Annotated in this window: 12 protein-coding genes; 2 read left to right on the plus strand and 10 right to left on the minus strand. The window is 66.8% G+C overall.

Annotated features, from left to right (window positions below; translation table 11 throughout):
- Positions 1 to 11: 11 nt before the first annotated feature.
- The 4 genes from BRADO_RS08130 to BRADO_RS08145 form a co-directional block, all read right to left on the minus strand.
- On the minus strand, positions 12 to 1,286 hold the full coding sequence (locus tag BRADO_RS08130) for a DUF2130 domain-containing protein (protein WP_011924831.1): 1,275 nt from the start codon (positions 1,284 to 1,286) through the stop codon (positions 12 to 14).
- 92 nt (positions 1,287 to 1,378) lie between these two features.
- Positions 1,379 to 4,456, minus strand: a complete 3,078-nt coding sequence (locus BRADO_RS08135) for an efflux RND transporter permease subunit (protein WP_011924832.1) — start codon at positions 4,454 to 4,456, stop codon at positions 1,379 to 1,381.
- Complete coding sequence (locus BRADO_RS08140) at positions 4,453 to 5,529, minus strand: efflux RND transporter periplasmic adaptor subunit (RefSeq protein WP_011924833.1); 1,077 nt, start codon at positions 5,527 to 5,529, stop codon at positions 4,453 to 4,455. The genes BRADO_RS08135 and BRADO_RS08140 overlap by 4 nt, the downstream gene beginning before the upstream one ends.
- Complete coding sequence (locus BRADO_RS08145) at positions 5,526 to 6,647, minus strand: efflux RND transporter periplasmic adaptor subunit (protein ID WP_011924834.1); 1,122 nt, start codon at positions 6,645 to 6,647, stop codon at positions 5,526 to 5,528. Before BRADO_RS08145 ends, BRADO_RS08140 begins: the two co-directional genes overlap by 4 nt.
- A gap of 318 nt (positions 6,648 to 6,965) precedes the next feature.
- Here BRADO_RS08145 and BRADO_RS08150 point away from each other — a divergent pair, with 318 nt between their 5' ends.
- Positions 6,966 to 7,601, plus strand: coding sequence for a TetR/AcrR family transcriptional regulator (locus tag BRADO_RS08150; RefSeq protein ID WP_011924835.1), 636 nt, complete (start codon positions 6,966 to 6,968; stop codon positions 7,599 to 7,601).
- Positions 7,602 to 7,634: 33 nt separating this feature from the next.
- Here BRADO_RS08150 and BRADO_RS08155 read toward each other — a convergent pair whose 3' ends face one another.
- The 3 genes from BRADO_RS08155 to BRADO_RS08165 all read right to left on the minus strand — a co-directional run bounded on the left by BRADO_RS08155 (position 7,635) and on the right by BRADO_RS08165 (position 11,029).
- Positions 7,635 to 8,333, minus strand: coding sequence for a hypothetical protein (locus BRADO_RS08155; protein WP_041756244.1), 699 nt, complete (start codon positions 8,331 to 8,333; stop codon positions 7,635 to 7,637).
- Positions 8,333 to 8,629, minus strand: a complete 297-nt coding sequence (locus BRADO_RS08160) for a hypothetical protein (protein WP_011924837.1) — start codon at positions 8,627 to 8,629, stop codon at positions 8,333 to 8,335. The genes BRADO_RS08155 and BRADO_RS08160 overlap by 1 nt, the downstream gene beginning before the upstream one ends.
- Positions 8,630 to 9,841: 1,212 nt before the next feature.
- Complete coding sequence (locus BRADO_RS08165; RefSeq protein ID WP_011924838.1) at positions 9,842 to 11,029, minus strand: urate hydroxylase PuuD; 1,188 nt, start codon at positions 11,027 to 11,029, stop codon at positions 9,842 to 9,844.
- 424 nt (positions 11,030 to 11,453) lie between these two features.
- Here BRADO_RS08165 and BRADO_RS08170 point away from each other — a divergent pair, with 424 nt between their 5' ends.
- Positions 11,454 to 11,765 carry a hypothetical protein gene (locus BRADO_RS08170; RefSeq protein ID WP_083794836.1) on the plus strand — a complete coding sequence of 104 codons (312 nt, stop codon included), beginning with the start codon at positions 11,454 to 11,456 and terminating at the stop codon, positions 11,763 to 11,765.
- A 17-nt stretch (positions 11,766 to 11,782) separates the two neighbouring features.
- Here the strand turns inward: BRADO_RS08170 and BRADO_RS08175 are convergent, their stop codons facing one another.
- From BRADO_RS08175 to BRADO_RS08185, 3 genes are read right to left on the minus strand one after another with little or no spacing between them, the layout of a single operon-like run.
- Complete coding sequence (locus BRADO_RS08175) at positions 11,783 to 13,180, minus strand: nucleobase:cation symporter-2 family protein (RefSeq protein WP_011924840.1); 1,398 nt, start codon at positions 13,178 to 13,180, stop codon at positions 11,783 to 11,785.
- 34 nt (positions 13,181 to 13,214) lie between these two features.
- Complete coding sequence (locus BRADO_RS08180; RefSeq protein WP_011924841.1) at positions 13,215 to 15,929, minus strand: molybdopterin-dependent oxidoreductase; 2,715 nt, start codon at positions 15,927 to 15,929, stop codon at positions 13,215 to 13,217.
- Positions 15,926 to 16,753 carry an FAD binding domain-containing protein gene (locus tag BRADO_RS08185; protein ID WP_041756246.1) on the minus strand — a complete coding sequence of 276 codons (828 nt, stop codon included), beginning with the start codon at positions 16,751 to 16,753 and terminating at the stop codon, positions 15,926 to 15,928. The genes BRADO_RS08180 and BRADO_RS08185 overlap by 4 nt, the downstream gene beginning before the upstream one ends.
- Between the last annotated feature and the right edge of the window lie 53 nt (positions 16,754 to 16,806).

The raw sequence follows: 16,806 nt of genomic DNA on the forward strand, positions 1-16,806 counted from the left end.
GAGCCGCCGCGCTACTCCGCTGCCTCGCTCTTGCCCTCGATCAGGAGCACGTCGAGGCTTTCGATCTCCTGCATCGCGCGCCCGGCGATGCCCTGCAGGTCCCCGTACAGCCCCGCCGTGGAATCCAGCACGCCGCGCAGCTGCTCCTCGCGCTTGGCCCAGAGCCGCATCATGGTCTTGCGCTCGCGATCGAGATCCGACTGCATTTCAGTGAAGCGTTCGACGATGGCGTCGATGCGGTGGCGGAAGCGGGGGCCGGTGAGGTACGCGTAGACCATTTCCATCTTGGTCTGCTGGCCCTCCTGGGCGAGCTTGCTGCAGGCGACGTCGATCAGCGACTGCCTGAGCGCCTGGGACAGCGGCAGCGCGAAGCGCGGCTCGGCGACCCAGACGCCGTCGATCAGGTCGAAGCCGTCGACGCCTTTGGGCAGCGCGGTCGAGACGATCAGCGCGATGTCCGCCTTGGCCGTGCGCTGGTCGTCGCGCAGCTTCACGAGCCAGCCATCGCTCCAGTTCTTGGTGCGCTTGGATTCCCACAGGATGGCGCCGCAGGCCTGGCCGCCGGGGCCGACCACGCGATGGATGACGTCGCCGCCGAACTCGCCTTTCGGCACCGGCTCGACGAGGTCGCGGGGAAAGCGCGCGCGCAATTGCGATTCCAGCTCGATCTCCAGCGCCTCGCCCTGCAGCTGCTGCGAGCCCTGCTCGGCCTTGCGGCGGAGCTCTTCGATCTGCCGCTGCATGCCGGCGATCTGGGTCTCCTTCTCCGCGACCTTGGCCCTCAGCGCCTCCTCGGCCTCCAGCCGCGCCTTGTCGCGGACCGCGACGAGGTTCTCCTGCACCTTGGTCTCGATGGTGAGGTCGAGCTCGCGGCGGGCCTCGTCGAGCTCGCGCTGCTTGCGCAGCATCTCGGCCTGCGCCTTCTGCGCATCCGCGAGCTTGGCGTCCTTGCTGACGATCGCCTGGTGCAATTCCGCTAGCTGGCGGTCGCGGTTGCCGATCTCGTCGGCGACGGCCTGCCGCGCCCGCTCGGCCTCGGCCTGCGCGATCGCGGCGCGCTCGGCCTTCAGCTTGGCGGCGACCTGCTGGTCGATCGCGGCCCTGGCCTGCGCGATCTGCTCCTGCGCGGCCTTGAGTTGCGCTTCGCGGCGGCCGAAATCGGCTTCCTTCGCTGCGAGCTGCTTCTCGAACTGCCGGCGCGTCTCCGCGATCAGGGGCGCTGCGAGCTGCTCGGTGAGCCTGATCTCGGTACGGCAGGAGGGGCAGACGATCTGGGGATCGGTCATGATTCGCATCTCTCCATGGACATGCAATCTAACCGGCCGCCGCGCGGTGTTTAACCTGCGCGGACGGCTTATCCCGAGCAATTATCCGCGATTCACGCGTTGTGCGGCTTGGCCTCCTGTGCCGCCGTCTTCTCCGGCGTCTTGATGCGGAACCAGGCGACATACAGCGCCGGCAGGAACAGCAGGGTCAGCACCGTGCCGACGATGATGCCGCCCATCATCGCATAAGCCATCGGGCCCCAGAACACCTCGCGCGCGATCGGGATCAACGCGAGCGAGGCCGCCGCCGCCGTCAGCATGATCGGCCGCATGCGGTGCTCGGTCGCCTCCATCACGGCCTCCCAGGGCGGGCGGCCCTCGTCGCGCAGATGCTCGATCTGCACGATCAAGATGACGGAGTTGCGGATCAGGATGCCGATCAGCGCGAGCACGCCGAGGATGGCGACGAAGCCCAGCGGCGCGCCGCTCGGCAGCAGCGCCGCCACGACGCCGATCAAGGCCAGCGGCGCCACCGCGAACACCAGGAACAGCCGCTGGAAGCTCTGCAGCTGCAGCATCAGGATCGTGGCCATCGTGAACAGCATGATCGGCACGACCGCGATGATCGGCGCCTGGCTCTTGGCGCTCTCCTCGACGCTGCCGCCGGTGACGACCTTGTAGCCGGCCGGAAGCTTGGCGTTGAACGCGGCCAGCGCCGGCTTGAGCTGATCGACCACCGTGTTCGGCTGCACCTGGTCGATCACGCTGGCCTTCAGGGTCAGCGTCGGCAGCCGCGAGCGGCGCCAGATCTCCGGCTGCTCGATCTGGTAGCGCAGGGTCGCGAGCGCGGCGAGCGGGATCGACTGGCCGTTGGAGCCCGAGAGCTGCAGATCGCGCAGGGTCTCCAGCGATTGCCGCTCCTTGGCCTGTGCGCGGCCGCGGACGTCGATCAGATAGATGTCGTCGCGCACCTGGGTGATGGAGGTGCCGTCGAGCACGCCATTCAGCGCATTGGCGATGTCGGAGGAGGTGACGCCGAGCTGGCGCGCCTTGTCCTGGAGGACGTCGACCTTCACGACCCGCGACGGCTCCATCCAGTCGAAGATGACAGCGCCGAGATGGCTGTTGCCGCGCATCACGCCGGCATACTCCTGGGCGATCTCGCGCACCTTGGCCACATCGGGCCCGCTGACGCGGTACTGCACGGGACGGCCGACCGGTGGACCGATGTCGAGCAGATGCACATAGGCGTCGGTGCCCGGAAAGGTCTTGGTCAGATAGGCCTGCAGCTTGGCGCGGGCCCGGTCGCGGGCCTCGAGGCTCTTGGTCACGATGATGACCTGGCCGAACGACACGTCCGCCGGCTGCACGTCGAAGGACAGCACGAAGCGCTGCGCGCCGGTGCCGACATAGGTCGACCAATGGTCGATATCGGGATCGCCCTTGAGCGCCTCCTGCTCGAACTTCGCCATCTGCGCATTGGTCTCGGCGATCGAGGAGTTCTGTGGCAGGTTGAAGTCGATCACCAGCTCGTTGCGGTCGGAGGAGGGAAAGAACTGCTGCTGCACGAAGCGCATGCCGAACACCGACAGCCCGAAAACCAGGACCGTTACGATGATCGTGGTCCAGCGATACCGCATGCAGGCGTTCAGCATGACCCGGAACATCCGCGTCAGCCGACCACCTTCGGCGTGATGGGACGGCAGCGATGCGGGCAGGATGGTGACGCCGAGCAGCGGCGTGAACAGCACCGCCACGATCCACGACACCACCAGCGACACCGCGATCACCACGAACAGCGTGAAGGTGAACTCGCCCGCGGCGCTGTTGTTGAGGCCGATCGGAATGAAGCCGGCGACAGTGACCAGCGTACCCGTCAGCATCGGGAACGCGGTGGAGGTGTAGACATAGGTCGCCGCCTTGCGCAGGCTGTCGCCCACCTCCAGCCGCGCCACCATCATCTCGACCGCGATCATCGCGTCGTCGACGAGCAGGCCGAGCGCGATGATCAGCGCGCCCAGCGAGATGCGCTGCAGCGAGATGCCGGTATAGGCCATGAACAGGAAGGTGATGGCGAGCACCAGCGGGATCGAGATCGCGACGACCAGACCGGCGCGCACGCCGAGGCTGACGAAAGAAATCGCAAGCACGATGATCACGGCTTCATACAAGGCCTTGGTGAAGCCGCCGACCGCTTCCTCGACGATTTTGGGCTGGTCCGAGACCAGATGCACGCCGACGCCGACGGGCAGGTCGGCGATGACCTTGGTCATTTCCTCCTTCAGCGCCTCGCCGAAATCGAGCAGGTTGGCGCCAGCCTTCATGCCGATGGCGAGCCCGATCGCGGGCTGGCCGTTGAAGCGGAACAGCGATGTCGGCGGATCCTCATAGCCGCGGGTGATGGTGGCGACGTCGGTGAGCGGGAAGAAGCGGTCGTTGATGCGCAGGTTGATCTGCTTCAGGCTCTCTTCCGAGGTGAATTGCCCGGAGACGCGCACCGCGATCCGCTCCGGTCCCGCCTGCAGCACGCCGGAGGGTGACACCGCGTTCTGCGCCTGCAAGGCGTTGAGGATGGTGCGCTGGTCGATGCCGAGGGCGGCGACCTTGCGCGGCGAGAATTCGAGATAGATCACCTCGTTCTGCGCGCCGACGATGTCGACGCGGCCGACATTCGGCACCGTCAGCACCTTGGCGCGGACCTCCTCGACGCGGTCGCGCAGCTGGCGCTGGCTCAATCCGTCGCTGGTGAAGGCATAGATGTTGCCGAATACGTCGCCGAAGCGGTCGTTGAAGCCGGGGCCGACGACGCCGGAGGGGAAGTCGCCCTTGATGTCGTTGATAAGGTTACGCACCTGCAGCCAGGTCGGCACCACGTCGCGGGCTTTCGTGGTCGCCAGGAGATTGACGAACACGGTGGTCTGGCCGGGCACGGTCAGGCTCTTGGTGTAGTCGAGCGCCGGCAGCTCCTCGAGCTTCTTCTCGATGCGCTCGGTGACCTGCCGCGTCATCTCTTCGGCGGATGCGCCCGGCCATTTGGCCTGGATCAGCATCGTCTTGATGGTGAACGACGGATCCTCCTCGCGTCCCAGATGGAGGTAGGAGAACAGGCCCGCCGCCATGAAGGCGATCATGAAGTACCAGACCAGCGAGCGGTGCTCGAGCGCCCAGTCGGAGAGATTGAAGGACTTCACGGCTGAGTTTCCTGATCGATGCGGACGGCCTGGCCATCCTTCAGACTGTTCACGCCGGCGGTGACGACACGCTGCCCGGCTTCGAGACCGCTGGTGACGCGGATGCCACCGTCCTCGTTGGTCGCGATCGTGATCTGCTGTCGCTTGACCGTCTTGCTGGCGGCGTCGACGAGCCAGACGAAGCTCTTGTCGTTCTCGGCGAGGATCGCCGAGCGCGGCAGCTTGATGATGGTCTTCTGCTCGGTGTTGAGCGCGGCGGTCACGGTGGTCCCGAGACGCATGATGTCAGGCGGATTGTCGAGCGTGATGCGGATACGGCGGGTCCGCGTCGTCGCGTCGGCGCGCGGCGCGATCTCGCGCACCGTGCCGGTCGTGCTTACGCTCGGATCGACTTGCGACCGCACCGTGAACGACGTACCGGCCTGCAGGCCACCTGCGATATCGTCGCCGACGTCGATGACGGCTTCGCGAATATCCGGCCGCGCCACCGTGACCACGCTCTGGCCGGGCGACACGACCTGGCCGACCTCGGCGTTGACGGCGGTGACGATGCCGGCGAAATCGGCCTTCAGCTGCGCATAGCCGAGCTGCTCGCGCGCCTTTGCGAGGTTGGACTGCGCCTTGATCACCGAGGCCTGCGCGGCGGCGCGCGACTGCTCGGCGTTCTCCAATGTCGCTTTTGTCGTGGCGTCGGTTTCCAGCAGAGTGCGCTGGCGGCCTTCGGTGCCGGTTGCGTTGGTCAGTTGCGCCTGGCTGCGCGACACTTCGGCCGCGGAGGCGCGCACCGCGAATTCGAGCGCGGCGGGATCGATCGCCGCCACCACCTGATCCTGCCTGATCATGTCGCCGACATAGACGGGGCGCGCGATCAGGCGGCCGAGCACGCGAAAGCTGAGATCGGCCTTGTAGCGCGGCTCGATGGTGCCGGTGACCGCGGATCCGTTGGCGGCTTGCGGCTCGACCTTCAGCGACAGCACCGGCCGGACCGGCTCCGGCGCCGCGGCCTTCTCGTTGCAGCCGGCGAGCACGGCGAGCGCACCAAGCGAAACAACACAACGCATCGGCGTCATCACGACCGCTTCTCCTCGTTGAACGTGATCTGCTGGCCGATGCTCAAGAGCTTGCCGCCGTCGGTCACGACGCGGTCGCCAGGTTCAAGCCCGGCCGAAACGACGATCGTGCCGGTCTCGTAATCCTCGATCTTGATCGGTTTCAGGGACACCGTCTTGTCGGTGGCATTGACGAGCCAGACCGCCGGCGTCTTGCTCGCCGCGGTCAGCGCGCTCCACGGCAGCACGATGCGCTGCTCCGGCTTGATGAAGCCGGTGGCCGACACGGCGCTGCCGAGGGTCATCTCCGGCGATGGATTCTCGATCGCGATCTTGATGCGGACGGTGCCGGATTTTGCGTCGATGGTCGGCGAGACCTCGCGCACGGTGCCCTTCGCGGTCACGGAGGGGTCCGACAGCAGCGCCAGCGCAACCTTGCTGTCGTCGAACTTGAGCGACAGCGCCGCTTCGTAGACGTCGATCACGGCGTCGCGGTTGCCGTCATGCGCGAGCGTGAACACCGATTGCCCGGCTTGCGCGACCTGGCCCACCTCGATATTGCGCGCGGTGATGGTGCCGTCGGCATCGGCGCGAAGCTCTGTGTAGGTCAGCGCGTCCTTCGCGGTGCCGAGTTGTGCTTTCGCGGATTCCAGCGAGCCTTCCGCCGTGCGCAGCGTCTCCTGCGCCTGGTCGAAGGTCGCGCGGGTCGTGAACCCGCTCGTGATCAAGGTCTGCTGCCGGTTGAAGTTGGAGGTCGCTACCTTGACCTGCGACTCCGCCGCAGCAACCGCAGCCTGTGCCGAGTCGAGATCGGCCTGCTGCTCCGCGGGATCGATCCGGGCGAGCAACTGGCCGGCCTTGACCTGCGCACCGACCTCGACAAGCCGCTCGGTGACCCGGCCGCTCACCCGGAACGACAGCTCGGCCAGCACGCGCGCCTGCACGTCGCCTGTGAGCGTGATCGACTGCCGCCGCTCCGACAGCTTGACGATCTGGGTCTGCACCAGCCGAACCGGTTGCGCGGTGACGGCCGCCTTTTGGTCGCAGCCCGCAAGCAGCAGCCCGATCGCGGCACAGCCCGCCGCCGCCAGCCGACGCCGGCGCGGAAGAGGAGGAGGTGGGGATCGCAGAACTGAGGTCATGGTTGCACGTTCGGGCCCAAAGCAATGGTTGACGGAGCGTTGATCCGACCGGGACGCGGTCGTCTGTTTCGCCCGGAATTCGCGGACGGTGGTCGTCTGTTCAGCCGCCGGCCCTTCCGGTTCCCGTCCAGATGGAAGAGGCGTGTGGGAACACGAGAACAGGTTCCCATTGACAGTGCGTGAATTAGACAATCAGGTCTAGAAAAAATTGTCTAGTAAATTTCCTGTTGGAGGGTTTAGAAGACGGTATGCCACGGGCGCGCGTCGACAGGACGAGGCCGCTGCTGCTGATGGCCGCAACATGAGCTTGATCGAATCGTGCGACGGAAAGATGTGACCAGGTCGGAGGCGGCTTCGGCCCGCACGTCGCCGCGCGCGCCACGGCAAGCGCGCGGCCGTGAGCGTCGCGAGCAACTGCTCGACGCGGCGGCCGCGCTGATCGCCGAGTCGGGCCTCGCCGCCGTCAGCATGCACGCTGCGGCCGAGCGCGCCGGCGCATCGATCGGCTCGGTCTATCACTTCTTTCGCGACAAGGCGCAGATGCTCGATGCGCTGGCCGAGCGTCACGACGTTGAATTGCAGCCGGCCTTCCATCGCATGCGGCAGCGGAGCGATGCGGAATGGGTGGCGCTGTCGCCGTCAGACGTGTTCGAGCAGCTGATCGGCTGGGCGCTCCGCTACTTCGTCCGTCATCCCGATGCGCTGGCCACGCTCGATCTGCACGATCAGACCACGCATGCCGAGTTCAAGGCCGTGATCGACCGGGTGATGCGCGCGCGGCTCGGCGCGGAGCTCGGCGCGCAAGCCGCCACCACCTTCGACGCCGTCGTGCTCGGGACGCTGTTGTTCACGCGCGAGCAGGACCCGCGCAGCCGCGACCTGGTGGTTTCCGCGCTGCCTGAGATGATGGCGGCCTATCTGACGGCCCTCGAGGCGAAGCGGCCGCGGCGCTGACATAGGAGCGGCGGATCGACGCGATCAGCGCGGCTATTTGAAGTGCCACTCGCCCTTCTTCCGCTGGATCGCCACCGGCCGTGGCGTCGCCGTGTCCTCGACGGGCTTCGCCGAGAGGATGATCTGGTCCTCGCCGTCCCAGCGTTCGAACTCGTAACGCCATTTGCTGTCCTCCGGCGTGCGGTAGTGCCAATCCTTCAGCGTCCGCTCACGTTTGGCGGGAACGATGTCGATGCCGTCAGGCGGTCCCGACGTGCCGAGGCGGGATGTCACTGCCGCCAGCCAGCGCCGTTCCGGCGAATAATGCGGCGGCGCGACCAGGCCGATCTCATCGCCGCTCTCGGCGCGCACCAGCAGCCAGTCGATGCCCTCCGGCCGGCCGCGCTCGATCAGCAGCAGGCCGTGATCGGTGAAGTATCCTGTCAGCTGGTATTTGACGCAGCCTTGGCCGTCGCTGTCGCTGCATTTGGCATCTTGGTTGCGATAGATGCGTGTGCGTCCGTTGCGGAAGGTTAATTTCAGGCCCGATCCGCTGCGCTGCGCGAGCTCCGGAATCTGGGCGAGACAGGCCGTCTCCGATCGATCCAGATCGCCGCGTCCGGTGTCATCGACGCAGCGGCCGTCCGGGGACGGATGATCGACGACGGAGAAGGCCGGACGCTCGCCGCCTATGGCCAGGTTGCCGCTCATGGCGAGGAGCAGCGCCGGCCCAATCACGTGCTTCCAGCTCATCACAGTCGCTCCGCGGTCGAAGGGGTCTCGACACGATCTGCTCGCGTTTCTGACAGCGGCTGAGACTGATCGACGAGCCCTCCGTAACGGCGGCGGTGCCGGCGCCGTCGCTCCGGGCCGCGATGCCGCGGGCTGGCGAGCCTGTCCACCATCCAGGACAACAATCCGACGACGGCAAAGCTCGCGAGCAGCGAGATGCAGAGCAGCCCGAGATAAAGCTTCAGAACCGAGCTTGCGAAACAGGCAAGCGCAATGAGCGCGACAATGGCCAGCCGGCCTTTGACGGAGATCGACATGATGGGCGTTTCGCTGAGAGCTGTTTGTCAGATCACTCTAGCGTGAACACGCTTGGTGCCAAGTGGCGTGCATATGGGTGGTAAATTTTGCCGCAAACCCTTTCCGACAATCGAACGCGCCAGAGATGAATCGTCGTGGCGCGGATCTGCTAACAACTAAGCGTTGCGGAAAATCCGGTTGTCACGTCGGTCAGCTCTCGCCACGGTCGCGACAGCTGGAGAGAAGTTTGAATAGAACTGTCTCGACGTGGTCGTTGCGCTGAAAGCGCCGACGTCCGTTGGCACATTCCGCCGTCGTCCCGGCCTTGAGCCGGGACCCATATCCCCAGGGAGCAGCTTGAGGCAGGCTAATGACTGGCTTTCTGCTCATCACATCCGCTGCGGCGTGTGGGTCCCGGATCGGCGCCGCACCGCGCTGACGCATGTCACGGCTTGTCCGGGACGACGATGAGTAAACATCCGATTCACATCTCAAACAGCGTGGTCGGGCTATCAGGATGACATGACATTGCAGCCTCGCGGCGGATGTCGCCCGAGCTCTGCAATCAGTTCGTCCCTCGCAAGAGGAGGGCGCAGGGAATGCCGGGTGAAGGCCCCACCCATGGCCCGCCTGCAACAAGAAAAGCAGGCGGCAGTCACCACAGGCAAAGCCGGTTCAACCGGCATTCCCTGCGCGATGGTCTTCACGCTTATACGCGATCTCCCCGGTGTCCGGCTCGTAGCCACCGTCGCCAGCGGGATCATCCTCACCCGCCGGCTTGGCGCCAGCTTCGGGGCGCCAGGACCACGCGACTTCACGTCCGCGCCTTGCCGTTCGTCCGCACGCGGCAAGCATGCTGCGACAATTACGCGGCCACCGCATCCCCGCCTCGCGTGTCGTGACGATCGCGCGCAACGCCCCTCCGAGTGAGGCGGGATGTGGGGAGAAGACCATGAATTCTGAAAAAAAGCAAGTATATTTTCATAATCGGAACCACCTTGCGCGCTCCGCTGTCGTAGGGTGGGCAAAGCGGACGCCCGCAGGGCGGCGGCGTGCCCGCCGTGCATCCGCATCGTCGGTGAGAATGGTGGGCACGGCGCGGGATAAAGCGGCGCGTCACGCTGACCTTACGGCGCGCCTTTGCCCACCCTACGGACTCCGTCGTCGTCCCGGGCAAGCCGCGACGCGCCCTGGCGCAACCATACGGCAGAGCAACTGGAGGGCAGACTACTCTACTGCCCACCCGCCCAGGCAGCGAGCACCGCACGTTCGTCAGCGGTGATCTCGGTGATGTTGCCGGGCGGCATGGCGCTGGACCATGCGGCGTTGCGTGCGATCAGCCGCGCGTTGCGCTGGATGTGCTCGGCATTGTCGAGCAGCACGCCCTTGGGCGCGGTGACGATGCCGTCCCAGACGGGTTCGGCGGCGTGGCACATGCTGCAGCGGGAGGTCACGATCTCCTCGACCTGTGCGAAGCTCGGCGGTGCGCCGCCAGCGGCTGTCTTGGCGTCGCGGGGCCCCGCGGCGGACAACAAAAGGATCGCGATCATGCCGGCGCCAGCGACGCCCCAGACCCACCATGGCGACGGGTTGCCCTTGTGGCGCTCGTTGAAGAAGTGGCGGATCACGGGACCGAGCGCCAGCACGATGGCAACGATGGCCCAGTTGTAGCGGGTGCCGAACAGGAGCGGATAGTGATTGCTGATCATCAGCACCACGACCGGCAGCGTGAGATAATTGTTGTGGACCGAGCGCTCCTTGCCGGCCTTGCCGAGCTTGGGATCCGGCGCTTCGTTCGCCAGCAGCGCGGCCACGATCTTCTTCTGGTTGGGAATGATCACCGTAAACACGTTGGCGACCATGATGGTGCCGATGATCGCGCCGATCTGGTTGAAGGCGCCCCGGCCGCTCAGCACGTGGGTGAAGGCGAAGGTGAGCGCAACGAGGAAGACGTAGCCGCCGATCGCGAAGGGCAGCTCGTGCTTGGCGAGTCCGCCGCGGCAGGCCGCCTCGTAGAGCAGCCAGGCCAGCGCCAGCGAGCCGAAGCTGAACAGGCCGGCCTGCAGCGGCGTGAGATCGAGGATCGACTTGTCGACCAGGAACAGGTCGGCATTGAGATAATACACCACGATCATCAGCACGAAGCCGGACAGCCAGGTGGTGTAGGCCTCCCATTTGAACCAGGTCAATTCGCTCGGCATCTGCGCCGGCGCCACCAGATATTTGACGATGTGGTAAAAGCCGCCGCCATGCACCTGCCAGGCCTCGCCCATCACGCCCTTCGGCAGGCCGTCGCGCGGCTTCAGGCTGAGATCGAGCGCGATGAAGTAGAACGAGCTGCCGATCCATGCCACCGCCGCGATCACGTGCAGCCAGCGGAACATCAGGCTCAGCCATTCGGATATGATCGAAGCCCACATCGCGCGGTCAACTCCTAAGATGTCTCATCTGAGCACAGAACGCGCAGTCCGCGCAGTGCCAATTCCAACAGCAGGGCGAGTCACAGTCGTTACTGGGTAACAGTGGCGTTCGTGTCGTGTCGCTGCGGAAGACGGTGCGCTCCTTCTCCCCGTTCTTACGGGGAGAGGGTCGGGGTGAGGGGCAGCCACACGCACCGACCGAGCGGAGAACTCGTCTCGCCCGGATGTCATCTGCGGCGATTCGCGCGGAGGACAGCTCCAGCCACGAACACTTCCCGTGCCGCTGCCCCTCACCCCAGCCCTCTCCCCGTAGGAACGGGGAGAGGGAGCGCAGCGTCCGCGCGGTTGGACCCTCGTCCGATGCGATGGACATCCGGCATGTGATTGCGTTCAATGGGAGCGACAGCAAAGCGAGGCGGTTGTGATGAAGAGATTGAGTCTGATCATCGTGGTAGCGGCTCAGTCTGCTCTGATGCAAGTCGCCATGGCGCAGACGTCGCCCGCGCCGAAGCCGGGAGCCATCAAGCGCGGCGATGCCTGCGTGCCGATCGGGCGGACCGAGGACGGCAAGCTGGTCTATTCGATGACGTGCGAGAGCATCCCGAAGCCGGTCGCGCCCGTCGCGCCGCAGGCGGCGGCGCAGCCGGCGCCGTCCGCTCCGGCGGCCGAGCCGGAGCCCGAGACCGAGCGGAGCGGCCTGTTCGGCTGGTCCTACGATCGCCGGCCCAAGCCGTAGCGCAGACCTCCGCATCGTCACACGTGCTGCGCGGAGGACGCCGCGGCCGCAGCGTCGGCCTCCGCGGTCTTACCGCTGCCGAGCCCGTTGAAGAACGCGTTCAGCAGCACCGCGACGACGGCGCAGAGCAGGATGCCGGACTCGAGCAGCGGCTGCAGGTCCTTCGGCAGGTTGTGGAAGAAGCCGGGCGCCGCGAGCGGAATCATGCCGAAGCCGACTGCGATCGCGACGATGAACAAGTTGAAGCGGTTGGTCTTGAAGTCGACGGTGGCGAGGATGCGCGCGCCGGTCGCCGCCACCATGCCGAACATCACGAGGCCGGCGCCGCCGAGCACGACCTGCGGCACGGCTTCGACCAGCGCGGCCATCTTCGGCAGCAGGCCGAGCAGCAGCATGATGGCGCCGCCGGTGATCGTGACCCAGCGCGTGCGCACGCCGGTGACCGAGACAAGGCCGACATTCTGCGAGAACGACGTATAGGGAAAGGTGTTGAAGAGGCCGCCGAGCAGCGTGCCGACGCCGTCGGCGCGCAGGCCGCGCGACAGCGCCTCGCGATCGACGGTCTTGCCGGTCATCTCGCCGAGGGCGAGGAACATGCCGAGCGACTCGATCATCACCACGATCATGACGATGCACATCGTCGCGATCGGCACCGGCGAGAATTGCGGGATGCCGAACTTGAAGGGAAACACCAGCGCGCCCCACGGCGCCGCGGCGACCTTGTCGAAATGCATCACGCCGAGCACGGTCGCGACCACCGCGCCGGCGATAATGCCGAGCAGCACCGAGACGTTGGCGACGAAGCCGGTGCCCCATTTGATCAGGCCGAGGATGAACAGCAGCACGAACAGCGCGATGCCGAGGCCCTGCAGCTGGCCATAGTCGGGATTGGGAAACGCGCCACGCGCGCCGTCGACGACCTTGGTGATCGTCGGCAGGCCGCCGCCGGCCCAGTTGATGCCGACGCGCATCAGCGAGATGCCGATGATCAGGATGATGGTGCCGGTCACGACAGGCGGAAACAGCGGCAGCAGCCGGCTGATGAAGGGGGCGACGATGATGCCGAAGAGGCCAGCGGCGATCACCGAGCCATAGATGCCGAGCAGGCCGATTTCGGGCGAGGCGGCCATCGACAGCATCGGGCCAACGGAGGCGAAGGTGACGCCCATCATGACCGGCAGGCGGATGCCGACGCCGGGGAAGCCGATACATTGCACCAGCGTGGCGAGGCCGCAGGCGAACAGGTCGGCGCTGATCAGGAAGGCGACATCTTCCGGCGGCAGCTTCAGGGCGCGGCCGATGATCAGCGGCACGGCAACCGCGCCCGCATACATCACCAGCACGTGCTGCAGCCCGAGCGCCAGCAGCTTCGGCACGGGCAGCATCTCGTCGACCGGATGAACGTCGTTGCTCATTTCATGTCCCCCCCGCACGGTCCCCACAATGATCTCACGCCCCGAACCTCTCCTGCAGCTGTGGAAACAGCCGGTCCGGCTTGAACGGCACCGCCGTGAAGCGGATGCCGGTCGCGGCGCGCAGTGCATTGCCAAGCGCGGCGGCCACCGGATTATAGGGGCTCTCGCTCATCGACTTCGCCCCCAGCGGGCCGATGGCGTCGGTGGTCTCCGCGAACAGAACCTCGGTGCGCGGCACGTCGGCATAGGACGGCAGATGATAGTCGCGGAAGCGCGGATTGATCACCCGGCCGTCCTCGTCGATCACGACCTCCTCGTACAGCGCGGCGCCGAGCGATTGCGCGACGCCGCCTTCGATCTGGCCACGGCACTGCATCGGATTGGCGACGCGGCCGGCATCCGCGGCCTGCACGCTCTTGAGGATCCTGACCACGCCGGTGTGCGTGTTCACGGCGACGCGAAAGCCCTGCACGTTGAACGCGACCGAGCGCGGTGTGCCCTGCGAGCTGCCGGTCGCCGTCAGCGGTGCTGCGCTGACGCTGGCGATGCTGGCGAAGGAGAGCCGCTGCGCGCCGCAACTGATCGCATCATCGGCGATCCGGCACGCGCCTGCATCCACGTTCCAGCGATCTGCCGCAAAGCGCTTGAGCCTATCGGAGAGCGCCTCGGCCGCGGCCTGAGTCGCGCGGCCGGCGACGAAGGTGCCGGTCGAGCCGTAGGCGCCGGTGTCGTGTCCGCCATGCGCGGTGTCGGACTGTTTGAGGGTGATGCGGTCGACGGTGGTCCCCAGCACGGTCGCGGCGATCTGGAGGTGGACGGTGCTGGTGCCGTTGCCGAACTCGGCGGTGCCGACCGTCAGCGTGAAGCCGCCATCGTCGCGCAAGGTGATGGTCGCATCGGCGAAATGGCCGTCGGGCGGCACGGTGTCGATCATCGTCAGCGCGATGCCGTCGCCGGTGCGCCATTCGGCCGGCAGATCCGGCGTCGGCGTCGGCTCGGCCATCGCGCGCTCGACAAGATCGAGGCACTGGTCAAGCCCGTAGGAGCCGTACAGCACGTCGCTGTGCTCCGCGCCCGGCGGCGCCAGCATCGGATCGCCGGGCCTGACGATGTTGCGGCGGCGTATCTCGAACGGATCGATGCCGAGCTGGCTCGCGAGCTCGTCGATCGCCGCCTCCACGGCGAAGGTGGTCTGCGGCAGGCCGTAGCCGCGGAAGGCGCCCGCGGGCACCGTGTTGGTGTAGGCTGCGACCGCGTCGACCTTCTTGTTCGGGCAATTGTAGACCGAGATCGACTCGCCGCAGGCATGGAACAGCACGGGACCGGCGTGGTTGCCATAGGCGCCGGTGTTGGAGAGCACGTCGAGCTGCAGCGCCGTCAGTCTGCCGTCCTTGTCGGCGCCGGCCTTGACGGTGACGCGCATCGGATGCCGCGTCGAGGTGGCGATGAACTGCTCCTCGCGGGTGAATTCGAGCTTCACCGGCCGCTTCGTCTTCAGCGCCGCGAGCGCCAGGATGTCCTCGACGAACATCTCCTGCTTGCCGCCGAAGCCGCCGCCGACGCGCTCGCAGAACACGCGCACCTTGTCGGACGCGAGGTCGAAGATCTCGGCGAGCGCGCGCCGCGTCAGGAACGGCACCTGCGTGCTCGAGCGGACCGTGAGCACGCCGTCATCATCCAGCCAGGCGAGGCCGCCATGCGTCTCGAGCGCCGCGTGCTGAACGCGCTGCGTCGTGAACGTGCCTTCATAGGTCACGGCGGCGGTGGCGAGGGCGGCGGCGACGTCGCCGAACTCGCCATGGGTCTCGGCGACGATGTTGCGGCTGACGTTGGCGATGCGATGCTCGCTGCCGCGGCCGGCATGAATGACCGGCGCGCCTTCGGCGATCGCCTCGGCCGGATCGACCACGGCAGGCAGGATCTCGTAGTCGACGACGAGGCTCCGGCAGGCTTCCTCGGCCGCGGCTTCGCTCTCGGCGACGACAGCGGCGACCTTCTGGCCGATGAAGCGGACGGTGTCGTCGAGCACGCGGATGTCGGCCGGATCCATCCAGGCCTGCTCGTGGCGCGCGGTCGAGAACAGCACGGCCGGCGCGTCCTCATGCGTCAGCACCGCATGCACGCCGGGCACGGCGAGCGCCGCCGTCTTGTCGATGCTCCTGATGCGCGCATGGGCATGCGGCGAGCGGACGAGCTTGACATGAAGCAGGCCCTCGATCGCCGTATCGAACGTGTAGCGCGCCTGGCCGCGCACCAATTCGGGGCCCGCGGGTGCTGGCAGGCTGCGGCCGAAGGCTTCGCCGGCCGCCACGTCCTCGACATGAGAACGGCCGAGCAGCGCGTCCTCGATCGCGCGATAGCCGGTGCAGCGGCACAGATTGCCCTTGAGCGCCGCGCCGAGATCCTTCTTCTGCGCCTGGTTCAGCGAGGCGCAGGTGACGATCATGCCGGCGGTGCAGAAGCCGCATTGAAACGCCTGCGCGTCGAGAAACGCCTGCTGCATGGGGTGCAGGCCGTCGTCACTCGCGAGGCCTTCGATGGTCGTGACCGCCTTGCCGTCGGCGCGGAACGCCGGGATCAGGCAGCTGTGCACCGGCTCGCCGTCGAGCAGCACGGTGCAGGCGCCGCAATCGCCGGCGTCGCAGCCCTTCTTGACGCCGAAATGGCCGGTGTCGCGCAGGAACGTGCGCAGGCACTGCCCCGGGCGGGGCGCGGCATCGACCGCCTTGCCATCGACGATCACGCTCATGGCCTGATGCCGCCTGCGAGCTCGGCGCGGATCTCCTCGGCGAGACGCAAGGTCATCGCTTTGCGCCAGGCAGGCTTGCCATGGACGTCGTCATGATAGAGCGCATCTGGAATATCGCTGAGGACGCCCGCGCGCAGCGCGACCGCGTCGACCATCGTGGCAAAGCGGAGCTGCAACGGCTTCACCGTTGATCCGGTAACCGTGAGCAGCAGGTCGCCGTCGCGGCCGGCCGTGCCGATCAGCAGCGCGCCGGAGCGGCCGACCGGCGTCAGCGCGATCTGGCGAAAGGCGGTGCGGCGCCTCAAAGCGGCGAGCGGCACGTCGATCTGCCGCAGCAGGTCGCCGGGCGCGAGCACGTTGCGGTTGTTGCCGGTGACGAAGTCGGCAACTGCGACGCGCTGCTCGCTGCCGTCAGTTTTCCAGATCGTGCAGACGCCTTCGAGCGCGGCGAGCAGCGAGATCATCGGCCCGGCCGGCAGCGACATGCAGAGATTGCCGCCGACGGTCGCCGTCTTCCAGATCTTGAACGACGCCAGGAACGCGCGGCAGCATTGGTCGATCAGCGGCGCCGCGATCCAGTCGGCCGGGCATGGCAGCTCATCGAGCTCGGCGACGCTGCAGGTCGCGGCGATGGTCAGGCCGTGATCGCCGATTGCGAGTGCAGGCCAGGCGAGATCGCTGAGATCGATCAGCCGCGACAGCTGCGTCTGCGGCTCGGAGAACAGCCAGGTGCCGCCAGCCAGCCAGGCATCGCCTGCCTTCCAGCTGGGCAGCTCCGCCCGCGTTCTCGGGCGCACGACCTCGGTAATGGTGTTCAGGTCCATGGTCACGCAAGCTCAATGACGACGCCGGTCGCCGGTGAAATCCTTGCAAGACC

It is taken from the genome of Bradyrhizobium sp. ORS 278, assembly GCF_000026145.1.
Taxonomy (GTDB): Bacteria; Pseudomonadota; Alphaproteobacteria; order Rhizobiales; family Xanthobacteraceae; genus Bradyrhizobium.